At 74.4% G+C, this 22,789-nt stretch carries 13 protein-coding genes; 8 read left to right on the top strand and 5 right to left on the bottom strand.

The annotated features are described in order from the left end of the window. The first annotated feature begins 80 nt into the window (after positions 1–80). Entirely contained in the window at positions 81–4,070 is a 3,990-nt protein-coding gene (locus tag ACFV3R_RS03785) for an ABC transporter transmembrane domain-containing protein (RefSeq protein ID WP_385574879.1), read from the top strand. A gap of 66 nt (positions 4,071–4,136) precedes the next feature. Here the strand turns inward: ACFV3R_RS03785 and ACFV3R_RS03780 are convergent, their stop codons facing one another. From ACFV3R_RS03780 to ACFV3R_RS03770, 3 genes are all read right to left on the bottom strand, one after another. Next, positions 4,137–5,978, bottom strand: coding sequence for a glycoside hydrolase family 3 protein (locus ACFV3R_RS03780; RefSeq protein ID WP_385574873.1), 1,842 nt, complete (start codon positions 5,976–5,978; stop codon positions 4,137–4,139). Positions 5,979–6,460: 482 nt separating this feature from the next. Then, positions 6,461–7,306: a sugar phosphate isomerase/epimerase family protein gene (locus ACFV3R_RS03775; RefSeq protein WP_385574870.1), complete on the bottom strand. Its 846-nt coding sequence runs from the start codon at positions 7,304–7,306 to the stop codon at positions 6,461–6,463. 222 nt (positions 7,307–7,528) lie between these two features. Beyond that, complete coding sequence (locus ACFV3R_RS03770; RefSeq protein WP_385574866.1) at positions 7,529–8,833, bottom strand: LacI family DNA-binding transcriptional regulator; 1,305 nt, start codon at positions 8,831–8,833, stop codon at positions 7,529–7,531. A gap of 368 nt (positions 8,834–9,201) precedes the next feature. On the opposite strand from ACFV3R_RS03770, the gene ACFV3R_RS03765 reads away from it, so the two are divergent. From ACFV3R_RS03765 to ACFV3R_RS03755, 3 genes are all read left to right on the top strand, one after another. Then, entirely contained in the window at positions 9,202–10,353 is a 1,152-nt protein-coding gene (locus ACFV3R_RS03765; RefSeq protein ID WP_385574861.1) for a Gfo/Idh/MocA family protein, read from the top strand. After that, entirely contained in the window at positions 10,350–11,465 is a 1,116-nt protein-coding gene (locus ACFV3R_RS03760) for a dihydrodipicolinate synthase family protein (protein WP_385574859.1), read from the top strand. Before ACFV3R_RS03765 ends, ACFV3R_RS03760 begins: the two co-directional genes overlap by 4 nt. 61 nt (positions 11,466–11,526) lie before the next feature. Next, positions 11,527–12,402: a sugar phosphate isomerase/epimerase family protein gene (locus ACFV3R_RS03755; protein ID WP_385574856.1), complete on the top strand. Its 876-nt coding sequence runs from the start codon at positions 11,527–11,529 to the stop codon at positions 12,400–12,402. Between the two features lie 1,134 nt (positions 12,403–13,536). On the opposite strand, the gene ACFV3R_RS03750 is transcribed toward ACFV3R_RS03755, so the two are convergent. Continuing rightward, positions 13,537–13,920, bottom strand: a complete 384-nt coding sequence (locus tag ACFV3R_RS03750) for a hypothetical protein (protein ID WP_385574853.1) — start codon at positions 13,918–13,920, stop codon at positions 13,537–13,539. 465 nt (positions 13,921–14,385) lie between these two features. Here ACFV3R_RS03750 and ACFV3R_RS03745 point away from each other — a divergent pair, with 465 nt between their 5' ends. The 4 genes from ACFV3R_RS03745 (at position 14,386) to ACFV3R_RS03730 (ending at position 20,332) form a co-directional block, all read left to right on the top strand. Further along, positions 14,386–16,596 carry an ATP-dependent RecD-like DNA helicase gene (locus ACFV3R_RS03745; RefSeq protein ID WP_385574850.1) on the top strand — a complete coding sequence of 737 codons (2,211 nt, stop codon included), beginning with the start codon at positions 14,386–14,388 and terminating at the stop codon, positions 16,594–16,596. A 163-nt stretch (positions 16,597–16,759) separates the two neighbouring features. Continuing rightward, positions 16,760–18,070, top strand: a complete 1,311-nt coding sequence (locus ACFV3R_RS03740; protein ID WP_385574846.1) for a citrate synthase — start codon at positions 16,760–16,762, stop codon at positions 18,068–18,070. A gap of 1,005 nt (positions 18,071–19,075) precedes the next feature. Continuing rightward, positions 19,076–19,153, top strand: a complete 78-nt coding sequence (locus ACFV3R_RS03735; protein ID WP_385575489.1) for a tryptorubin family RiPP precursor — start codon at positions 19,076–19,078, stop codon at positions 19,151–19,153. A gap of 117 nt (positions 19,154–19,270) precedes the next feature. After that, positions 19,271–20,332: a cytochrome P450 gene (locus ACFV3R_RS03730; RefSeq protein ID WP_385574842.1), complete on the top strand. Its 1,062-nt coding sequence runs from the start codon at positions 19,271–19,273 to the stop codon at positions 20,330–20,332. A 115-nt stretch (positions 20,333–20,447) separates the two neighbouring features. Here ACFV3R_RS03730 and ACFV3R_RS03725 read toward each other — a convergent pair whose 3' ends face one another. Continuing rightward, positions 20,448–22,766, bottom strand: a complete 2,319-nt coding sequence (locus ACFV3R_RS03725) for a heavy metal translocating P-type ATPase (RefSeq protein ID WP_385575486.1) — start codon at positions 22,764–22,766, stop codon at positions 20,448–20,450. Between the last annotated feature and the right edge of the window lie 23 nt (positions 22,767–22,789).

Below are 22,789 nucleotides of genomic sequence, written 5' to 3'. Positions count from 1 at the left end.
CCAGGCGGTTCACCACGGGTGGACGCGTGCGCGCCCCGGCGCGGGGCGCGCCCGGATCAGGGACGACGACGGAGGTACGGGTGGCGGAGCGGGAGACGGACACGGCCGGGCGGGGCTGGGCCCGGCGGCTGCTGCGGACCTGCTGGCAGTACCGGCGGGACGTGGTGCTGGCCGTCGGGGCCTCGCTGGTGAGCATGGCCGTGACCGCGCTGGTCCCGCTGATCCCCAGGCTGATCATCGACGACGTCATCGGCAGCCACAGCCGGCCCCTGGCGCCCTGGGCGACGCTGCTGGTACTGGCCGCCCTCGTGGTCTACGCCCTGACCTACGTGCGGCGCTTCTACGGCGGCAGGCTCGCCCTCGACGTCCAGCACGACCTGCGGACGCGGATGTACGACTCGATCACCGCGCTCGACGGCCGGCGGCAGGACGAGCTGTCCACCGGCCAGGTCGTCGGCCGCGGCACCAGCGACCTCCAGCTCATCCAGAGCCTGCTGTTCATGGTCCCGATGATGCTGGGCAACGTCGTGCTCTTCGTCGTCTCGCTGGTCGTCATGGCGGCGCTCTCCCCCCTCCTCACCCTCATCGCGCTGGCCGTCGCCCCCGCCCTGTGGTGGATCGGCACCCGCAGCCGCAACCGCCTCTTCCCCTCGACGTGGTGGGCGCAGGCACAGGCCGCCGCCGTCGCCGGGGTGGTGGACGGGGCCGTCTCCGGCGTCCGGGTCGTCAAGGGCTTCGGGCAGGAGGAGCAGGAGAGCGGCAAGCTGCGCCGGGCCGGCCGCAGGCTCTTCGCCGGACGGCTGCGCACCGTGCGGCTCAACGCCCGCTACACCTCGGCGCTGCAGTCCATACCCGCCCTCGGCCAGGTCGCCATGCTGGCGCTCGGCGGCTGGATGGCCACCCGCGGGCAGATCACGCTGGGCACCTTCGTCGCCTTCTCCACCTACCTGGCGCAGCTCGTCGCCCCGGTGCGGATGCTCGCCGTGATGCTGACCGTCGGGCAGCAGGCCCGCGCGGGGGTGGAGCGCGTCTTCGAGCTGATCGACACCGCGCCCGCCCTCACCGAGCACCCCGACGCCCACGACCTGCCCGCGGACACCCCCGGCGGCATCGAGTTCGAGGACGTCACCTTCTACTACGGGGACGCACCCGCCCCGCACCCGGCCATCGAACAGGACGAGACCGACGGCCGGGAGGCCCCCGCGCCGCGGCCGGTGCTGAGCGACTTCCGCCTCCGGGTCGCGCCGGGCGAGACGGTGGCCGTGGTCGGCGCATCGGGCAGCGGGAAGTCGACCGTCTCGCTGCTGCTGCCCCGGTTCTACGACGCCACCTCCGGCGCCGTCCGCATCGACGGCCACGACGTCCGCGACCTGACCCTGGACTCGCTGCGGAACGCCATCGGGCTGGTGCCGGAGACCAGCTTCCTGTTCTCCACCACCGTGCGCGAGAACATCGCCTACGGCGTGCCGGAGGCCACCGACGAGCAGGTCAGGGCCGCCGCCCGGGTCGCGATGGCCGACGGCTTCATCACCGCCCTGCCCCAGGGCTACGACACGGCCGTCGGCGAGCAGGGCCTGACCCTCTCCGGCGGCCAGCGGCAGCGCATCGCCCTGGCCCGCGCCGTGCTGACCGACCCCCGCCTGCTCGTCCTGGACGACGCGACCTCCGCGGTGGACGCCCGGGTGGAACACGAGATCCACCAGGCACTCCAAGCCGTGATGGCGGGCCGCACCACCCTGCTGATCGCCCACCGCGCCTCCACGCTCGCCCTCGCCGACCGGGTCGCCGTGCTGGACGGCGGCACCCTCGTCGACGTCGGCACCCAGGAGGAGCTGACGGCCCGATGTCCCCTCTACCGCAGCCTCCTGACCGACCCGGACGCCCTGGGCGGCGTGGTCCGGGACCCGGTGGGCCGCCGCGCCGCCGCCCACGCCGACACCCCCGAGGCGCCGCCCGGCACGCCGGACCGCACCACCCACCGCACCCTCACCCCGGGCACCGTCACCCCGACGGCCGGGGACCGGCTCGCCGCCACCGCGCCGCTCGACGCCGCGCCGGCCGGCCGGCCCACCCGCGCCGTGGTCGACGGCGTGACGCCCGAGCTGTGGCCGCGTCGCGCCGCGGACCCGGCGGACGGGGAGGAGACGGGTGCCGGCACGGGGCCCCGCTCGGCCGCCGGCGCGGTGGTCGCCGGCCGCGGCGCGGGGATGGCCGCCGCTGCCTCGATGCCGGCCACTCCGGAGCTGCTGGCGAAGGTCAGGGCGCTGCCGCCGGCCCAGGACGAGCCGGAGATCGACGAGGCGAGCGCGGCACGCCCCGAGGAGTCCTACGGGCTGCGGCGGCTGCTGCACGGCTTCGGCCGGCCGCTGCTGCTCGCCCTGCTGCTGGTGGCCGTGGACGCGGTCTGCGGCCTGCTGCTGCCCGTCCTGATCCGCAACGGCATCGACGACGGTGTCCAGCGCATGGCCCTGGCGGGCGTGTGGACGGCCTCGGCCGTGGGCCTGGGCGTGGTCCTCCTCCAGTGGGTCGCCCAGTTCGGCTCGTACCGCATGACCGGCCGCACCGGCGAACGCATCCTCTACGCACTGCGCGTGAAGATCTTCGCGCAGCTCCAGCGGCTGGGCCTGGACTACTACGAGCGCGAGCTCACTGGCCGGATCATGACGCGGATGACCACCGACGTCGACGCGCTCTCCAGCTTCCTGCAGACCGGCCTGGTCACCGCGCTGGTCGCCGTGCTGACCTTCGGCGGCATCCTCGTCGCGCTGCTGGTCATCGACGTCCAGCTCGCGCTCGTCGTCTTCACCACGCTGCCGCCCCTGATCGTGGCCACCGTCGTCTTCCGCCGCATGAGCAGGAAGGCGTACGAACTGGCCCGGGAACGCGTCAGCACCGTCAACGGAGACCTCCAGGAGAGCGTCTCGGGGCTGCGGATCATGCAGGCCTACCGCCGCGAGGGCACCAGCCGGGCCCGGTTCGCCCAGCGCTCCACCGCCTACCGCGAGGCCCGGGTCACAGGGCAGCGCTACATATCGGTCTACTTCCCGTTCGTCCAGTTCCTCTCCCAGGTCGCGGCGGCACTGGTGCTCGCCGTCGGCGCCGCCCGGATCGACGCGCAGACGCTCACCACCGGCGCCCTCGTCGCCTACCTCCTCTACATCGACCTGTTCTTCTCACCCGTCCAGCAGCTCTCGCAGGTCTTCGACGGCTACCAGCAGGCGACCGTCTCCCTCGGCCGCATCCAGGAGCTGTTGCGCGAACCCACCTCCACGCCGTCCGCCGAGGAGCCCCGCGAGGTGCGCTCCCTGCACGGTGAGATCACCTTCGAGAAGGTCTCCTTCCACTACGCCGGCGATGAGGAGGCCGGGGCCCCGCAGGCCCTGGACGGCGTCGACCTGGTGATACCGGCCGGGCAGACCGTGGCGTTCGTCGGGGAGACCGGCGCGGGCAAGTCGACGCTCGTCAAACTCGTGGCGCGGTTCTACGACCCCACCTCGGGCGCGGTCCGGGTCGACGGCGTGGACCTGCGCGCACTCGACCTCGCCGGCTACCGGCACCGGCTGGGCGTCGTCCCGCAGGAGTCCTACCTCTTCCCCGGCACGGTCCGCGAGGCCATCGCCTACGGCCGGCCCGAGGCCACCGACGCGGAGGTCGAGGCGGCGGCGCGGGCCGTCGGCGCCCACGACATGATCGCCGGCCTGACCGACGGGTACCTCCACGAGGTCGCCGAACGGGGCCGCAACCTCTCCGCCGGCCAGCGCCAGCTCCTCGCCCTGGCCCGCGCCGAACTCGCCGGCCCGGACATCCTCCTGCTGGACGAGGCCACCGCGGCACTGGATCTGGCCTCCGAGGGCGTCGTCAACCGGGCCACCGAGCGCCTGGCGGGCAGCCGCACCACCCTGGTCGTCGCCCACCGGCTGACCACCGCGGCGCGCGCCGACCGCGTGGTGGTCATGCACCACGGCCGCGTCGTGGAGGACGGCAGCCACAGCGAACTCCTGGCCCGCGGCGGCCGGTACGCACAGCTGTGGCGGACCTTCACCGGCGAGGGGGAAACGGTCGCGGCCTGAGCGGGCGGCCCCGCTCGGGGGCCGCGGCGGGGCGGCCGGCGCCCGCGGGCCCGGCCGCCCCGGCGGTCAGTACCGCAGGCCGTGCCCGACGGGGAACAGCGTCGCCGCCGGGTCGTCCGCCCGGTTGACGGCGACCGGCAGCCTGCCCTGCGGCCGGCGTACCCCGGCGATGACCCGGGCGGCGGCCCGCACCTCCACGTCCGTCCAGCCGTAGGAGGCCAGGGAGGCCTTCACGCCCGGGAGCTGTGCGATGTCGTAGGGGTTGCGCACGGCGAGGTGGACCACCGGCCGTCCGGTGCCCAGCAGGGCCTGCACCAGGTCGCGCTGGCTGCCGGCGGCGTCCACGTTGTAGGTGGCGACGAGCACCGCGTCGTGGGAGCCGGCGGCGGCGACTGCCTCGGTCCGCTGGGCCTCGGTGGGAGCGGTACCGGTGGCCAGGCGGGTGGTGCGGAAGCCCAGTTCGGCCAGGGCGCCGGCGAGGACGGCGGTGGTCGGGCCGCCGCTCAGCGAGGGCTGCGCGACGTCCGGGCCGACCACCAGCACGCGGCGGTGGCTGCGCCGGGACAGCGGCAGCAGCCTGTCCTCGTTGACCAGCAGCGTCGTGGTGCGGTCCGCGATGCGGTCGGCGGCGGCCAGGTGGGGGCGGGTGCCGACGACGCGGTCGACGGCGGAACCCGTGGTCCAGGGGTCGGTGAGCAGGCCGCGGCGTTCCTTCATCGCCAGGATGCGCAGCAGCTTCTCGTCGATCTGCGCCTCGGTCAGTTCGCCGCCGCGCACCGCCGCGAGCACCGCCTGGTAGGCGACGTCCAGGTTCGGCGGGTTCAGCAGCTGGTCCACGCCGGCCTTGAGGGCGAGGACGGGGACGCGGTCGTCGCCGTACTTCTCGCGGACGCCCTGCATGCCCAGGGAGTCGGTGACGATGACACCCCGGTAGCCGAACCGCTCCCGCAGGATGCCGGTGACGATCGGGTGGGAGAGGGTCGCCGGGTCGCCGCTGGGGTCGAGCGCCGGGACGACGATGTGCGCCGTCATGATCGAGTCGATGTCCGCGGCGACGGCCGCCCGGAACGGCGGTGCGTCCAGCTTCTCCCACTCCTCGGCCGAGTGGGTGATCACCGGGAGTCCGACGTGGCTGTCGGTCGCGGTGTCGCCGTGGCCGGGGAAGTGCTTGGCAGTCGCCACCACGCCCGTCCGCTGGTATCCGCTGACCTCGGCGGCCACCAGCCGGGCCACGGCCTGCGGGTCGGCGCCGAAGGAGCGCACCCCGATGACGGGGTTGGCCGGGTTGACGTTGACGTCCGCGTCGGTGGAGTAGTCCTGGTTGATCCCCATGGCCGCCAGTTCCGCGCCGGAGATCCGGCCGACCTCGGTGACGTCGGCGCGGGAACCGCCGGCACCCAGTGCCATGGCGCCGGGGAACAGCGTGGCGGGCGCGCCGACCCGGGCCACCGCGCCGTGCTCCTGGTCGGTGGCGACCAGCATCCCGATCGGCACGCGCTGCGCGGCGGCGGCCTTCTGGATGCCGTTGGACAGTTCGGCGATCTGGTGCGGGTTCTGGGTGTTGTGGGCCCACGCGAAGTAGATGATGCCGCCGACGTGGTACTTGGCGATGAGTTCGGCGGCGTTGTCGACCCCGATCTCGGAACGGTTCGCGGCCACGTCCGCGGCGTCGGGTGCGGTCGCCGAGGCGCCGTAGACCCGCATGGTGAAGAGCTGACCGACCTTCTCCTCCAGGTTCATCCGGGAGATCAGGCGGTGCAGGTCCACGCGGCCGGGGCGGCCGTGCCCCGCCGCGGTGGGCGTACCGGTACCGGTGGCCGCCTGCGCCAGGCCGGCGCCGGGTCCGGAGACGGCGGCCGCCGCGACGGCGGTGGCGGTGGCGGCCAGCAGACTGCGTCTGGAGGGCATGACAGGGCGCTCCTTACGGGCTCTCCCGGCACCTGGCCGGGCGGGTCGTGGCGCACCGGGACCGCCGGGCAGCCGGGGGCCGGACGGACCGGTGCGGGGTGGGGGACATGCGTGAAACGCGCGTCGGCCCGGAACGCGAGCGCACCGGGGAGGCTGAAGGAAACCGTCAACGGGACAGGCATAGCCAGAAAGTTATTGTCAGTCAATGGCGGGAGCCCGTCCGCCGCCCGCCCGGCGGGGCGAACGGGCGGGCGGAGCGGGGCCGTGACGGGGGAGGAGGGGGCGGAGGGGCGGGCTGCCGGCGGCGGGAACCGGCGGGGAAGGGGACCGGCCCGCGGCCGTGCCCCGGTGTCCGTCCGCTCGACGAGCGGGGGCGAGGGGCCGGGTCCGTCCGCTGACGGTGAACCGGTGAACACCAACGCTCATGCCGACGGACACCTGAGAAGACGGCGGCAGTGCCCCGCCGCCCCGCCCCCGCTGCCTCAGGAGGACTCCGTCAGCAGCCGCATCACATGCTCCCGTCCGGCCGGGAGCAGTTCGGGCAGTTCGGCGGCGTGCGGGTACCAGCGCTTCTCGTACTCCCAGCACAGCCAGCCGTCCCACTCGGCGCGGGTGAGCTCCTCGACGCACTCGGCCAGCGGCAGCACGCCCGCCCCCAGGGGCAGCGGGGTGGTGTCCTTCTCCGAGGCGATGTCCTTGACCTGGACGTACCCCAGGTGGGGAAGGAGCGTCGCACAGCTGGTCGCCGGGTCCTCGCCGCCCAGCCAGGTGTGCATGACGTCCCAGAGCACCCCGGCGTTCGGGTGCCCGACCGGGCCCAGGACCCGGGCCGCGTCGTAGCCGGTGCGGTGCGAGTCGTGCGTCTCCAGGAGAACGGTCACGCCGTGCTCGGCGGCGAAGGGGGCGAGCGCCCCGAGCCGGCGGGCGGCGTCCGCGTCCGCCTCGGCGGCCGGCCGGTCGCCGCCGCCGGGGAAGACCCGGACGTAGGGGGCGCCGAGGTCGGCGGCGAGGACGACCAGTTCGGTCAGGTCCGCCGCCAGTTCCTCCTCCGAGGCCGGGCCCGTGGCTCCGGGGCCGGCGTCCCGCGGCGCGGCCTCCGGGAGGGCGGCGGCCACCTTGGCGTAACCGGCCACCGCCAGCACCTCCACCCCGGCGGCGGCGAACCGGCGGCGGACCGAGGCGCGTTCGTCCCCCGTGATGCCGGGGTGCACCGGCTCCTCCGGGTGGGCGCGGAGCTCCACCCCGTGGAAGCCGCTGTCCCCGGCGAGCCGCAGCACGTCGTCGACGGGAAGACCGGGAACGCCGAGAGTCGAGAAGGCAAGTCGCATACGTGCCAGAGGAACAGAGATGGCCGCCGCGGACAAGTACCGACGGCCACCGGGGACGGGCCGGGCCGCTCGCCGCGGTGGACGCACGTCACCGCCCCGGCCGCCCGGTGCGCACGCGAGGCCGGCCGGCGCCGCCGGAGGGCGGGGACGTGACAGTCGGGGCAGCGCAGCCGGGACGCGGCAGCCCGGACGGCCGGGGCCCGGCCGCCTGCCGCCCGGCCGTCAGCCCGGCACGCCCCGCCCGGGGGCAGCCGTCGACTGGCGCACCATCAGGTCGGCGCGGAGCGTGGTGACGTTGCCGTGCGGTGGCCGCTCACGTCCCAGAGCCAGCCGGCCGGCCCGCGCCCCCGCCTCCTGGAGGGGGAGGCGCACGGTGGTGAGGGCCGGCACGGTGTCGGCGCAGAACGGCAGGTCGTCGAAGCCCGCCACCGACACGTCCTGCGGTATGCGCAGCCCCGCGTCGCGGAGAGCGGCGGACACACCCAGCGCGGCGGCGTCGTTGGCCGCCACGATGGCCGTGAGGCCCGGCGCACGGCGCATCAGCTCGCAGGCCGCGTCGTAGCCGCCGGCCCGGTCGTAGGCGCCGTGGGCCACCGCCGACGGGTCGTGGGGGACCCCGTGCGCGGCCAGGGCGTCCAGGTGGCCCATCAGCCGGTGCCGGGTCGTGCTGCGGCCGGGCGGTCCGGTGACATAGCCGATGCGGCGGTGGCCGATGCTCAGCAGGTGCTCGGTGAGCCGGCGCGCCCCGCCGTGGTTGTCGAAGGCCAAAGTGGCCGGGGTGGTGGCGGGGTCCGGCGCGGCGGCGCCGTCCGCCCCGCCCGTCACGGGCAGCGGGGGCCGGCCGCAGAGCACGACCCGGGTGCCGGTGGCGGCCAGCCGCGACAGCCGTGCCACCACGGCCGCCGCCGGCGAACCGGGGGCGGGCGGGCGCGCGGCGCGGCTGTCGTCACCGCCGCCGGGCCCCACGGCTGCCCGGCGCCCACCGGACCCGTCCGCCGCCGCCGGGCCGGACCCGGAGGCCCCGGCTCCGGACGCTCCGGTTCCGACCGCCGCGGGCCCGTACGTCTCGGACCCGGGGGCCCCGGTTCCGTACGTCTCGGTCTCCTCCGCCGAACCGCCCACCAGCACCACGGCCCCCGCGCGCTGCCGCTGGAGCAGCGTCAGGTACGTCAGCTCCCGCTCGGAGGAGCCCCCGGTGTTGCAGACCACCGCCAGCTTCTGGCCGTGCCCGGGCGTGCCCTGTGTGCGGTCCTCCCCGGCACCGTCCACCATCTCGGCCTGGACGGCGCCGGCGATGATGCCGAAGAACGGGTCGGCGATGTCGTTGACGAGGATGCCGACGAGGTCGGAACTGGCGGCGGCCAGGGCGCTGGCCGGGCCGTTGACGACGTACTCCAGCTCCTCCACGGCGCGCAGCACCCGGCTGCGCGTCGACTGCGCCACCGGGTAGTTGCCGTTCAGCACGCGCGAGACGGTCGCGGCCGAGACCCGGGCCCGCGCCGCCACGTCCGCAAGGGTCACCGCCACCGCGACTCACCCGCCACCGCCACGTCGAGGCCCGCCCGGGCCGGCGCGCCGCCGGCCGCCGTGGACCGCCCTGCCGCATGCCGCCGTCCCGCTGCCGGGCCCGTGCCCCGCCGCTCGCGACCGGCCGCCCGCCGGGTGTCCGCTCCCCGCCGTCCTCCTCGCACCGTGCCGGCCTCCCGTATCCCTCGCGTCACGTCTCTGCACCCCGTACCTGTCGGTCCCCTTGTCGGGTGTCCTGCGAAGAGGCTAGCTTCTCCCAGGACAGAAAGCGCTTTCTCCGTCATGGACGGCCCAGGGCCCCGGCGGACGGCGCGGCCCGGTGGCCACGGGGAGCGCCGGGGAGGCACCGCAACCCGGGAGGGTCGGCAGTGACACGTAGGACCGTGAAGATCGCCATGAACGGCGTGACCGGACGCATGGGATACCGCCAGCACCTGGTCCGCTCCATCCTCGCGTTGCGCGAGCAAGGGGGGCTCGATCTCGGGGACGGCACCGTCCTGTGGCCCGAACCGGTGCTCGTCGGCCGCAGTGAGCACCGGCTGCGCGCCCTGGCCGAACGCCACGGCCTGACCGCCTGGTCGACCGACCTCGACGCGGTGCTCGCCGACGAGGACGTGGAGATCTACTTCGACGCGCAGGTGACCGCGGCGCGCGAGGACTCCGTCAAGAAAGCGATTGCCGCAGGCAAGCACCTGTACTGCGAGAAGCCGACCGCCACCGCCCTCGCCGGGGCGCTGGAACTGGCCCGGCTGGCCGACGCGGCGGGCGTCAAGCACGGCGTGGTCCAGGACAAGCTGTTCCTCCCCGGCCTGCTGAAGCTGCGCCGCCTGGTGGAGGGCGGCTTCTTCGGCCGCATCCTCTCGGTGCGCGGCGAGTTCGGCTACTGGGTCTTCGAGGGTGACTGGCAGGAGGCGCAGCGCCCCTCCTGGAACTACCGCGCCGAGGACGGCGGCGGCATCGCCGTGGACATGTTCCCGCACTGGGAGTACGTGCTGCACGAGCTGTTCGGGCCGGTCCGCAGCGTCCAGGCGCACGTGACCACCCACCTCCCGCGCCGCTGGGACGAGGCGGGCAAGCCCTACGAGGCCACCGCCGACGACGCCGCCTACGGCATCTTCGAGCTGGCCGGCGGCATCGTCGCCCAGATCAACTCCTCCTGGGCGGTGCGGGTCAACCGCGACGAGCTGGTGGAGTTCCAGGTCGACGGCACCGAGGGCTCGGCCGTCGCCGGGCTGCGGCGGTGCCGCGTACAGCACCGCTCCGCCACGCCCAAGCCGGTGTGGAACCCCGACATCCCCGCCACCGAGCCGTTCCGCGACCAGTGGCAGGAGGTCCCCGACAACGGCGAGTTCGACAACGGCTTCAAGGCGCAGTGGGAACTCTTCCTGCGCCACGTCGTGCGGGACGAGCCGTGGCGCTGGGACCTGGCGGCCGGCGCCCGCGGCGTGCAGCTGGCCGAACTCGGCCTGCGCTCCTCGGCCGAGGGCCGCCGCATCGAGGTGCCGGAGCTGGCCCGATGACCGGGAACGGCGCGCCCGAGGCTGAGACCGGCCCGCTGCTCTCCCGCACCGTCTTCTCGGCCGCACACGTGGTCGCCGACCCGCTGGCCGACACCACCCCGGACGGCCCCGCCGCCCTCGACTGGGACGCCACCCTCGCCTTCCGCCACCACCTGTGGTCCCACGGCCTGGGCGTCGCCGAGGCCATGGACACCGCCCAGCGCGGCATGGGGCTGGACCACGCCACCGCCGCCGAACTCGTCCGCCGCTCGGCCAAGGAGGCCCGGGCGGTCGGCGGAGCCCTCGCCTGCGGCGCCGGCACCGACCAGCTCACCGGCCCGGCCCACTCGCTGGACGAGGTGCGTGCTGCCTACGAGGAGCAGCTCGCCGCGGTCGAGGACTGCGGCGCACAGGCCATCCTGATGGCCTCCCGCCAACTCGCCGCGGCGGCACGGGGGCCGGAGGACTACGCCGAGGTCTACGGCCGGCTGCTGCGCCAGGCCCGCGAGCCGGTGATCCTGCACTGGCTGGGCCCCATGTTCGACCCCGCCCTGACGGGCTACTGGGGCAGTGCGGACCTCGACGCGGCCACCGAGTCCTTCCTGCACGTCATCGCCGACCATCCGGACAAGGTCGACGGCGTGAAGGTCTCCCTCCTGGACGCGGACCGCGAGATCGCCCTGCGGCGCCGGCTGCCGGACGGCGTGCGGTGCTACACCGGTGACGACTTCCACTACCCCCAGCTGATCGCCGGGGACGAAGCCGGCTTCAGCCACGCCCTGCTGGGCGTCTTCGACCCGCTGGCCCCGATCGCCGCCCGGGCGGTGCGCCGGCTGGACACCGGCGACACCGGCGGCTTCCGCGAGCTGCTGGACCCGACGGTGCCGCTGGCCCGCCACCTCTTCCAGGCCCCGACCCGCTACTACAAGACGGGCGTGGTCCTGCTGGCCTGGCTGGCCGGCCACCAGGACCACTTCACGATGGTGGGCGGCCTGCAGTCGGCGCGTTCCCTGCCCCATCTGCAACGCGCCTACGAACTCGCCGACGCCGTGGGCCTGTTCCCGGACCCGGAACTCGCCGCCTCCCGCATGCGCACGCTGCACGCCCTGTACGGCCGCGGCGGTGCGGCGTGAGGTGCGGCGAGGCCCGCCCGGCGACGCGCCCGTACCCCCTCCGGCGACAAGGAGCCACCACATGACCGCCCTGCGGGAGACCGTGACCGGGGACCCGGTACCGGCCCGGTTCAGCATCAACCAGGAGACCGTCAAGCAGTGGAGCCTGCCGCAGCTCGTGCGGGGCTGCACGGCGGCGGGCGTGAGCGCGGTGGGGCTGTGGCGTGAGCCGGTGCAGGGGTACGGGGTGGCCGCCGCGGCGGCACTGGTGCGCGAGGCCGGGCTGACCGTCACCAGCCTGTGCCGCGGCGGCTTCCTGACCACCTCCGACCCCGACGAACGCAAGGCCCGGCTGGAGGACAACCGGGCCGCGATCGAGGAGGCCGCCACCCTCGGGGCGCCCACGCTCGTCCTGGTCTCCGGCGGGCTTCCGCCGGGCAGCCGGGACCTGGCCGGGGCCCGGGAGCGGGTCGCCGAGGCCCTGGCGGAACTCGGCCCCTACGCGGCCGAGCGGGGCGTGCGGCTGGCGGTGGAGCCGCTGCACCCCATGTTCGCCTCGGACCGGTGCGTGGTCTCCACCCTCGCCCAGGCCCTGGACCTCGCGGAGCGCTTCCCCGCCGACCAGGTCGGCGTGGTCGTGGACACCTACCACCTGTGGTGGGACGACACGGTGGCCGCGCAGATCGCCCGGGCCGGCGCCGGCGGCCGGATCGCCGCCTTCCAACTCGCCGACTGGGTCACCCCGTTGCCCGAGGGAGTGCTCCTGGGACGCGGCCAGCTCGGGGACGGCGCGGTGGACCTGCGCTGGTTCCGCGAACGGGTGGAGGAGGCCGGCCACACCGGCCGCATCGAGGTGGAGATCTTCAACCCCGCGCTGTGGGACCGCGACGGGGACGAGGTCCTCGCCGAGACGCTGGACCGCTTCCGCCGCCACGCCTTCGGCCCGGCGCCCGCCTGAGGGAGGCGGGGCCGGGGCGCCGGCCTCGGTGGGCCGGGCCGCAGGCGGGCACCGCGGGAGGCCGTGCGAGGGTGCGGAGGCCGGCGGCGGTCGGAGCCGGGTCCGGTCTCCGGCCGCCGCCAGCCGGCTTCACGCCCCGCCTGGTCTCCCGGGCCCCACCCGCACGGCCACAGGCCGGACCCTCACTGCTCCTGGTGCACGTGGACCCGGTCGAAGCGCAGGTCGGCCAGGTCCCGGCGGCGGATCGCCCAGACGACGGTGGCGGACTCCATGCCGTCGAGGTCCTCCTCCGCGCACGACCAGGTGGCCAGGACCCCCAGTCCTCGCCGTCCTCTTCCTCCAGTGCCTCCTCCAGCTCGATGCCGATCGCCGTGCCGCCGAGCTGGATGTCCCCGCGCAGGGCCAGGAGCTGCGGGTCGGTCGCCCGCTGCCACGTCTCCCCGAGCTGGTGGGCGAGGTACTGCTGCTCCTGGTCGCACTCCTCGCCCCACCGGTCCCGGGCGAAGGCGTACCCGTCAGCGGCGGTGAGTACGACCTCGGTCACGGCCAGCGACCGCTTCCGGTACGAGTGAGAGGGGGCGGACGCCCCGGTGCCGGGACGGGGAGCGGTGGGCGTCCCGGCCGGGACGTACCGCACGCCGTTGCAGGTCGTGCCCACGCTGATGCCGTCCCGGTCGACCCAGGCGAAGAACAGCAGGTGGCCGTCGGCGGGCAGCGGGAGGTCGGTCGCGCCGGCAGGCAGCAGGCCGCAGTCGACGGAGAAGACGAAGGGGAGGGCCGGGTCCGGCGCATCGTGCGGTAGCGCCGGTGGGCCGCCCATCCGGCCCACCCCCGGCGGCTGGTCCGTCGCCACCAGCCGGACCGCGGGGCGGACTGCGCGGATGAACGCCGCCACGTCCTCGCAGGGCAGGTCCCGATCGGCGGCCGCGGGACGGAAGAGATCCGCAGCGGAGGCAAGTTCTTCCTCGAACACGCCTGCACTTTATGGCGCGTTGACCGTCCGTGGCGCACAACCGCCGCACGGCCCGGCACCCGCCATGGCCGGCACCCGGCCGGTCACCCGAGGACCCCGGCCGGTCGCCCGAGGACCCGGGCCGGAGCCCGGCGGCAGGCCGATCGGCCCGCGCACCGGCCTCACTCGGTCCCGGCCTGGCTCCTCCCGGAGGCGTCCAGGCCCCTGGAGCGCCGGGCCACGACCGTGAGCACCACCGGCAGCAGCAGCTCCAGGGCGTCCAGGACGGGGCCTTCGGGCAGGCCGGTGCGGTACGCCACCGTCCGGGAGACCGTCGGGGTGATCTGGCGCAGCACGCCGGTGACCGGCGGCGGCCCGGGTGTGGTGCGGGTGTCGAGCTCCGGCGGCCGGGAGAGGTCGGTGGCCTCGTCGGGCAGTGAGGCAACCGTCGTCCGGATGACGTCCCGGGCGGTGGCAACGTCGGTCCCCAGTTCCTCGGCCAGCTCGCGTACCCGGTCCTCCCCAAGCTCGGCCAGTACGTCGTTCTGCAACGAAGCGTCGCTCATGCGTCCACGCTACGGGCGGCCCCCGCCCTCGGCACCTCGGTGCGCCGGGGGCCGCAGCGAGGCGCCTTTGAGCCCGGTCGGGCGGCCCGGCCGGAGCCCGGTGGCCCTGGCGCGGACGGCCGGTCGGACGGGCAGGGGAGAGGCCCGCGGGGCTGCCGGGGCAGCGGCCGGGAGGGCAGCGGGGAAAGCGGGTCGTGGGAGCGCTCTCCGAAAAATGCGGCGGCGGTGCAACCGTTCGGCGGGTTGCGGAGTCTTACCGGATGCCGAGGCCCGAGGGGGGACCAGGGGAGCTGGGGGGCTCCCGGGGGGACGGGTGAGGCGAGGGGGGTCGGGGGCCCGGTCTGCGACCGGGCCCCCGAAACGCGTCCGGGCCACCGCCGGTCCGGGCAGCACGCACACCGGGCGGCGGGAGCGCCGGCGCGGGCGGCGTCCGAGGCCGTCAGTGGGCCCCGGTACGGTCGGGCCATGGGAAGCACGGCCGTCGTCGAAGGGGTCCTGGAGCGGATCACCTACGCCAACGAGGAGAACGGCTACACCGTCGCACGCGTGGACACCGGCCGGGGCGCCGGTGACCTCCTGACCGTCGTCGGGGCGCTGTTGGGCGCGCAGCCCGGCGAGTCGCTGCGCATGGAGGGCCGTTGGGGGAGCCACCCCCAGTACGGCCGGCAGTTCACCGTCGAGAACTACACCACCGTCCTGCCCGCCACCGTCCAGGGCATCCGCCGCTACCTCGGCTCCGGCCTCATCAAGGGCATCGGCCCCCGGATCGCCGACCGCATCACCGAGCACTTCGGCCTGGAGACCCTCGACGTCATCGAGGGCGACCCGCAGCGCCTGATCGAGGTACCCGGGCTCGGACCCAAGCGCACCCGGCTCATCGCCGCGGCCTGGGAGGAGCAGAAGGCCATCAAGGAGGTCATGGTCTTCCTCCAGGGCGTGGGCGTGTCCACCTCCATCGCGGTGCGCATCTACAAGAAGTACGGCGACGCCTCCATCTCCGTGGTCCGCAACCAGCCCTACCGCCTCGCCGCCGACGTCTGGGGCATCGGCTTCCTTACCGCCGACCGCATCGCCCAGTCCGTCGGCATCCCGCACGACAGCCCCGACCGCGTCCGGGCGGGCCTGCAGTACGCCCTGTCGCAGTCCGCCGACCAGGGCCACTGCTACCTGCCGGAGGACCGTCTCATCGCCGACGCGGTCAAACTCCTCCAGGTCGACACCGGGCTGGTCATCGACTGCCTCGGCGACCTCGCGCAGGACCCGGAGGGCGTGGTGCGCGAGAAGGTCCCCGGGCCCGACGGGGACGAGCCGGTGACCGCCGTCTACCTGGTCCCCTTCCACCGTGCGGAGATCTCGCTGGCCGGCCAGGTGCTGCGGCTGCTGCGCACCCCGGAGGAGCGCCTCCCGGCCTTCCGCGAGGTCGTCTGGGAGCGGGCCCTGGAGTGGCTCGCCCGGCGTACGGGGGCCGAGCTGGCCCCGGAGCAGGAGGCCGCGGTCCGGCTCGCGCTCACCGAGAAGGTGGCCGTGCTCACCGGCGGTCCCGGCTGCGGAAAGTCCTTCACCGTCCGCTCGGTGGTGGAGCTGGCGCGGGCCAAGGGGGCGAAGGTGGTGCTCGCGGCGCCGACCGGGCGGGCCGCCAAACGGCTCGCGGAGCTGACGGGCGCCGAGGCCTCGACGGTCCACCGCCTCCTGGAGCTCAAACCGGGCGGGGACGCCGCCTACGACCGGGACCGGCCGCTGGAGGCCGACCTGGTGGTCGTCGACGAGGCGTCCATGCTCGACCTGCTGCTGGCGAACAAGCTGGTCAAGGCCGTGCCGCCGGGCGCGCACCTGCTGCTGGTGGGCGATGTCGACCAGCTCCCGTCCGTCGGCGCGGGGGAGGTCCTCGGCGACCTGCTCGCCCCCGGCAGTCCGGTGCCCGCCGTCCGCCTGACCCGTATCTTCCGCCAGGCCCAGCAGTCGGGGGTGGTGACCAACGCCCACCGCATCAACGCCGGCCTCCCCCCGGTGACCTCCGGCCTCCCCGACTTCTTCCTCTTCCCCCAGGAGGACACCGAGGAGACCGCCCGCCTCACCGTGGACGTCGTGGCCCGCCGCATCCCGGCGAAGTTCTCCCTCGACGCCCGCCGGGACGTCCAGGTGCTGGCACCCATGCACCGCGGCCCGGCCGGCGCCGGCGCGCTGAACGCACTGCTCCAGCAGGCGGTCACCCCGGCCCGTCCCGACCTGCCGGAACGTCGTTTCGGCGGCAGGGTGTTCCGGGTGGGCGACAAGGTAACCCAGATCAGGAACAACTACGACAAAGGGGCCAACGGAGTGTTCAACGGCACGGTGGGCGTCGTCACCGCCCTCGACACCGTTGAGCAGACCCTGACCGTGCGGACCGACGAGGACGAGGAGGTGCCCTACGACTTCGACGAGCTGGACGAGCTGGCGCACGCCTACGCCGTCACCATCCACCGCTCCCAGGGCAGCGAGTACCCGGCGGTCGTGGTGCCCGTCACCACCAGTGCCTGGACGATGCTCCAGCGCAACCTGCTCTACACGGCCGTCACCCGCGCCAAGCGGCTGGTCGTGCTGGTCGGGTCCCGCCGGGCTCTGGCGCAGGCCGTGCGGACGGTCTCGGCGGGGCGGCGCTGCACTGCTCTGGACGCCCGACTCGGTCAAGCGATCTGAGGGGTGGCTCTTCCGTTGTCGGGGCGAAGGGGAGCAAGATGGGCCAGTAGACGGCACTCAGTGCCGCGATAAGGCCCTATGGCCGACCCCGAGTGCACGAGCGAGCGCCAAATGGGGGAAGGTATAGGCAGTCAGGGCACCTCGAAGAAGAGGCACAACGTCGGTGAGGGATGACGTGAGCGAGAAACGCGACGAGAGCGTAGTACTCCGTTACGGGGACGACGAGTACACCTACCCGGTGGTCGACAGCACCGTCGGTGACATCGGCTTCGACATCGGGAAGCTGCGCGCCCAGACCGGTCTGGTGACCCTGGACTCCGGTTACGGCAACACCGCGGCCTACAAGTCCGGTGTCACCTACCTGGACGGCGAGGCCGGCATCCTCCGGTACCGCGGCTACCCGATCGAGCAGCTGGCCGAGCACAGCACCTTCCTGGAGACCGGCTACCTGCTCATCAACGGCGAGCTGCCCACGGTGGACCAGCTCTCCGAGTTCAAGCAGGAGATCACCACCCACACGCTGCTGCACGAGGACGTCAAGCGGTTCTACGACGGCTTCCCGCGTGACGCGCACCCCATGGCGATGCTGTCGTCCGTGGTCAGCGCGCTGTCGACGTTCTACCAGGACAGCCACAACCCGTTCGACGAGAAGCAGCGCCACCTCTCGACGATCCGGCTGCTGGCCAAGCTCCCCACGATCGCGGCGTACGCCTACAAGAAGTCCGTGGGCCAGCCGGTGGTCTACCCGAGCAACGACCTCGGGTACGTGGAGAACTTCCTGCGCATGACCTTCTCGGTGCCGGCCGCCGAGTACGAGATGGACCCGGTCGTGGTCAGCGCGCTGGACAAGCTGCTGATCCTGCACGCCGACCACGAGCAGAACTGCTCCACCTCCACGGTGCGCCTGGTGGGCTCCTCGCAGGCGAACCTGTTCGCGTCCATCTCCGCCGGCATCAACGCGCTGTGGGGCCCGCTGCACGGCGGCGCCAACCAGGCGGTGCTGGAGATGCTGGAGTCCATCCAGGCCTCCGGCGGCGACGTGGACTCCTTCATCCGCAAGGTGAAGAACAAGGAGGACGGCGCGAAGCTCATGGGCTTCGGGCACCGCGTCTACAAGAACTTCGACCCCCGGGCGAAGATCATCAAGGCGGCGGCGCACGACGTCCTCTCGGCGCTGGGCAAGTCCGACGAGCTGCTGGACATCGCCCTGAAGCTGGAGGAGCACGCGCTCTCCGACGACTACTTCGTCGAGCGCAAGCTCTACCCGAACGTGGACTTCTACACCGGCCTGATCTACCGGGCCATGGGCTTCCCGACCGAGATGTTCACCGTGCTGTTCGCCCTCGGGCGGCTCCCGGGTTGGATCGCCCAGTGGCACGAGATGATCAAGGAGCCGGGCTCCCGCATCGGCCGCCCGCGCCAGATCTACACCGGCGTGGTCGAGCGCGACTTCGTGCCGGTCCAGGAGCGCTGAGGCGCCCCACCCACCCGCCGCGGCGGCGGTGTGCCCGCACGGGCCCCCGTGCGGTGTCCGCACCCGCCGTCGCCGTGGCGCTCTCCGCAGGGGCCGGCAGCCCCGCCCCTGCGGACGCGGCCACCTCGCGGTGGTCCAGGAGAAGCAGAAAGCGCCCCGCCTCCAGATCCCCCCACGGGTCCGGAGTGCGGGGCGCTTCCCTGTGCCCCGATCGGATTCCCCCCACGGGACCCGGCCGGGCGTCAGGTCGGCCACGGTGTCGCATGGCCGAAGTCTCGCGCCGCGCTCTGCCGGGACGCGCACTGCGGGAGGGCCGCTCAAAGCTCCCCGGGCACGTCGCCCCGGCCAAACGCGCTAAGCCGTGAAGATCCCCCAAGACCCTTCCGGCTTCTCGCGTGCAGGCGCCGCCGGGTGCCTGCACTCGTCTCTAAAGACTCACGACCCCCCGCAATGGTTACGTTGCGGAGAGTGTGATCTGCGTCTCTGTCTATAAGGGTACGTAAGCGGTCAACACCCCATGTCTGAAACTCTCGTTGACCTTCCGTGTGGTACGTGGGGACAGTGTGACGCTTGTGGAGTTCGCGTGGGGGTGTGGGTGGGTGCCCGGGGTGGCGTGGTCCGGCGCGTTGGGCGCCGGGGGCGTGCGGGGCGGGCCCCGAAGGGTGCCGGACGTAAAATCCGCGCCGCCGGAACGGGGGCCGCTCCGCGTCCGGGGGCCGCGGGCGCTCCTGGGCGGCGGGGCGGGTGTCCCGGTGGCGCGGAGCCCCGGCAGGCCCCCGGCACGGCCCCGGCCTCGCACTTCCGACCGCCGCGACTGCGGGCCCGGCCGCCACCCCCTCAAGGGATTGGACATGGACATGTCCACCAAACCCCGGCTGGTCAACCTTTACGGTGACTCCCGTCACTTGACCACACATGTGCACCTGACTTCACTGCTTCCGCGACCCTCCGGACGGTGACCTCACCGCCCGGAGACCTTCGGAAAACCCGTCAAGGGAGGCCACGATGAAGTTCGTTCGCATGGTGAAGAGGATGCGCCCGGAGAAGAGCCTGAAGGCCTACGCCTGGTACGGCTGGGTCTGACCGGACGGTCGACCCCGGATCGGAACCGGGCCGGGAGTTGCGCTGCCGGCCGCTGACCAGGGAGCGGTGCGGACGGCCCTCGCGGCCCTCCGCACCGCTCGCCCACGGAGGGACGCCATGTCCGAACCAGTGACCGCCACCGGCGTCGGCGGCCGGACCCTGCGGTTCGCCCCGCGCATCGAGGCGCTGCTCGCCCGCCACCGCGGGGCCGACCTGTTCCGGCTGGAGCCCGACACGGTCGGCGTCGCCGGCCCGGAGCTGATGGACGCGGTGCTGCGCAGCCGTCCGGCAGCCGCCGAGGAGCGTCCCACCTTCAAGCCCGTCCGCAAGCGCCGGGTGAGCCGGACCGACGCCGCCACCTACATGCAGGCCGTCTCCGCGGACGTCCGCAGGGCGCTGCAGACCCCGGTGCCGGACGCGCTCGACCTGACCGGGACCTGGCCGCAGGTCCCGCACGACTACCTCCGCGACCTCGTCTTCGGCGAGGAGCGCCGCCGCTTCCGAGTGCTCGTGGACCGCCGGCTGGAACTGACCCCCAAGCTCACCTGGTCCGCGGTGACCTCCGGTGCCGCACTGCTGCCGCGGCCCGGCGCGCAGGTCCCCCTCTCCCGGCTCGCGGGGCTCGTCCTGGACGCCGACACCTACGCCGACCGCCGGTACGCGATGTACCTCTACCGCCGGGTCGCGGCACCGGTGTGCTTCACCGTCGCCGCGCTCGTCACCAGCGCCGTCTGGCTCGGCGCCCCCTTCGACGACACCACCCCCGCCCGCCACCTCATCGCCGAGGCGCTGCGGCTGCTGCCGCCCTCCTGGAACATCCTGCGGGTGGCCTCGCCGGAGTTCTGCGCGGTGGACGAGCGGATCGGCCCGGGCGACGACCTGCTGCTCCTGCCGCTGCTCAGCCACCGCGACCCCGCCCTCTTCGAGGAACCGGACCGCTTCCTCCCCGAGCGCTGGGCCGCCCTCGACCCGGAGACCCACCCCGGGTACCTGCCCTTCGGACCCGCCAGTGAGCGCTGCTGGGGCCGGCACATGGTCCTCCCGCTCGCCGAACGCCTCCTGGACACCGTGCGCCGCACCGGCCTGACGGTCAGCGCCGACCAGCGGGTGGGCAAGGTGGAACTCGACGGGCTGATGGAGGTGGCTCAGGTCCGGGTGGTGCGCGGGGGGCGGTCCTGAGGATGCGTCGCTGACCGGCGCCGCCCCTGCCGGCCGGGGCCTGGCAGGGGCGGCGGGTGACACCCCTGCTGCCCCTGCCGGCGCCGCGGCGCGCTCGGTGCGGGCCCCGGTCCCGTCAGCCGGACACTCCCCGGAACCGCCGCAGCCGCAGGCTGTTGCCGACCACGAAGACCGAGGAGAAGGCCATCGCCGCCCCCGCCACCATCGGGTTGAGGAGCCCGGCCGCCGCCAGCGGGATGGCCGCCACGTTGTAGCCGAAGGCCCAGCACAGGTTGGAGCGGATGGTGGCCAGGGTGCGGCGGGCCAGCAGCACGGCGTCCGCCGCGGCCCGCAGGTCGCCGCGGACCAGGGTCAGGTCGCCGGCCTCGATCGCGGCGTCCGTGCCGGTGCCCATGGCGATCCCGAGGTCCGCGGTGGCCAGCGCCGCCGCGTCGTTGACCCCGTCGCCCACCATGGCCACGCCCCGCCCCTCCTCCTGGAGCCTGCGCACCACCGCGGCCTTCTCCCAGGGCAGCACACCGGAGATGACCTCGTCCCCCGGCCGGTCCATGCCCACCGCCCGGGCCACGGAGTGCGCCACCGCCTCGTGGTCGCCGGTCAGCAGCACCGGGCGCAGGCCCAGGCCGCGCAGCCGTGCGACCGCCTCGGCACTGGTCTCCTTCACGGCGTCGGCCACCCCGACCACCCCTCGGGCGCGGCCGTCCCAGGCCACCAGCACGGCCGTCCGCCCCGAAGCCTGAGCCGCCTCGACGGCCGCGGCGCACCCCTCGGGCACCGTGACACCGGCCTGCGCCAGCAGCGCCTGCCGGCCGGCCAGCAGCAGGTGGCCGCCGACGCGACCGCGCACCCCCAGGCCGGGGACGTTCTCGAAGTCGGTGGCTGCGGGCAGGCTCCCCAGGCGCTCCCGCGCCCCGTCGGCGATCGCCCGCCCCACCGGGTGCTCGGAGGCGTGCTCCAGCGCCCCGGCCAGCCGCAGCAGTTCCGCCTCCGACTCCGCCGGTTCGGGCGCCACCTCGGCCAGCGTCATCCGGCCGGTGGTCACCGTGCCCGTCTTGTCCAGGACGACGGTGTCGACCCGGCGGGTGGACTCCAGTACCTCGGGTCCCTTGATGAGGATGCCGAGCTGAGCGCCCCGCCCGGTGCCGACCATCAGGGCCGTCGGCGTGGCCAGCCCCAGTGCGCAGGGGCAGGCGATGATCAGGACGGCGACGGCCGCGGTGAACGCCGCCGAGGCGCTGCCGGTCTCCAGCAGCCACCCCACCAGGGTGGCGAGGGAGAGCAGCAGCACGACCGGGACGAAGACGGCCGAGACCCGGTCGGCCAGCCGCTGCACCGCGGCCTTGCCGTTCTGCGCCTCCCGCACCAGGTGCGCCATCTGCGCGAGTCGGGTGTCCGCGCCGACCCGGGTCGCCGCCACGACCAGCCGGCCGGAGGTGTTGACGGTGGCGCCGGTGACCGTGTCACCCGGTGCCACGTCGACCGGGACGGACTCGCCGGTCAGCGCCGAGGCGTCCACCGCCGAGACGCCCTCCAGCACGGTGCCGTCGGTGGCGATCTTCTCACCCGGGCGGACCACGAACCGGTCGCCGACGGCGAGCCGCTCCAGCGGCACCCGCACCTCCCCGTCCTCGCGCAGCACCACGACGTCCTTCGCGCCCAGCTGCATCAGGGCCCGCAAGGCCGCACCGGCCCGGCGGCGCGACCGCGTCTCCAGGTAGCGGCCGAGGAGGATGAGTGTGGTCACCCCCGCCGCGGCCTCCAGGTAGATCGAGGAGCCGGCGTCACCGCGCGAGACCGTCAGGTCGAAGCCGTGCCGCATCCCCGGCATGCCGGCGTCGCCCAGGAAGAGCGCCCACAGCGACCAGCCGAAGGCCGCCAGCGTGCCCAGCGAGACCAGGGTGTCCATCGTGGTGGCGCCGTGCCGCAGGTTGGTCCACGCGGCCCGGTGGAAGGGCAGCGCGCCCCAGACCACGACGGGCGCGGCCAGCGTGAGCGAGAGCCACTGCCAGTTGTCGAACTGGAGCGCCGGCACCATGGCCAGCACCACCACGGGCAGCGAGAGGACGGCCGAGACGGTCAGCCGCTGCCGCGCCGCACGGGCGCTCTGTGCCGCCTCCGTCCCGGCCCTGGACTCAGCCGGGTCCGCCGCCGGGTCGGAGGGCGCGGGTCCGGGCCCCCCGTCCTCGGTCGCGTCGGCCTGCGCGCCGCTCCTGCCGCCGGCCTGAGCGGCGGCGGACCCGGCGGGCGGTGCCGCGGCCACCACCTCGCGGGCGGTGTAGCCGGTCCGCTCGACGGTGGCGACGAGGTCGGCGACGGACACGTCCGGCCCGTGGGTCACGCTCGCCGTCTCCAGGGCGAGGTTGACCGAGGCCGAGACGCCCGGCATGCGGTTGAGCTTCTTCTCCACGCGGGTGGCGCACGACGCGCAGGTCATGCCGCCGATCTCCAGCTCCGCCC

This window comes from Streptomyces sp. NPDC059740, from assembly GCF_042733155.1.
Lineage (GTDB): Bacteria > Actinomycetota > Actinomycetes > Streptomycetales > Streptomycetaceae > Streptomyces.
The sequence above is the reverse complement of the archived record's forward strand: the minus strand, read 5'-3'. Positions and strand labels throughout refer to the sequence as shown.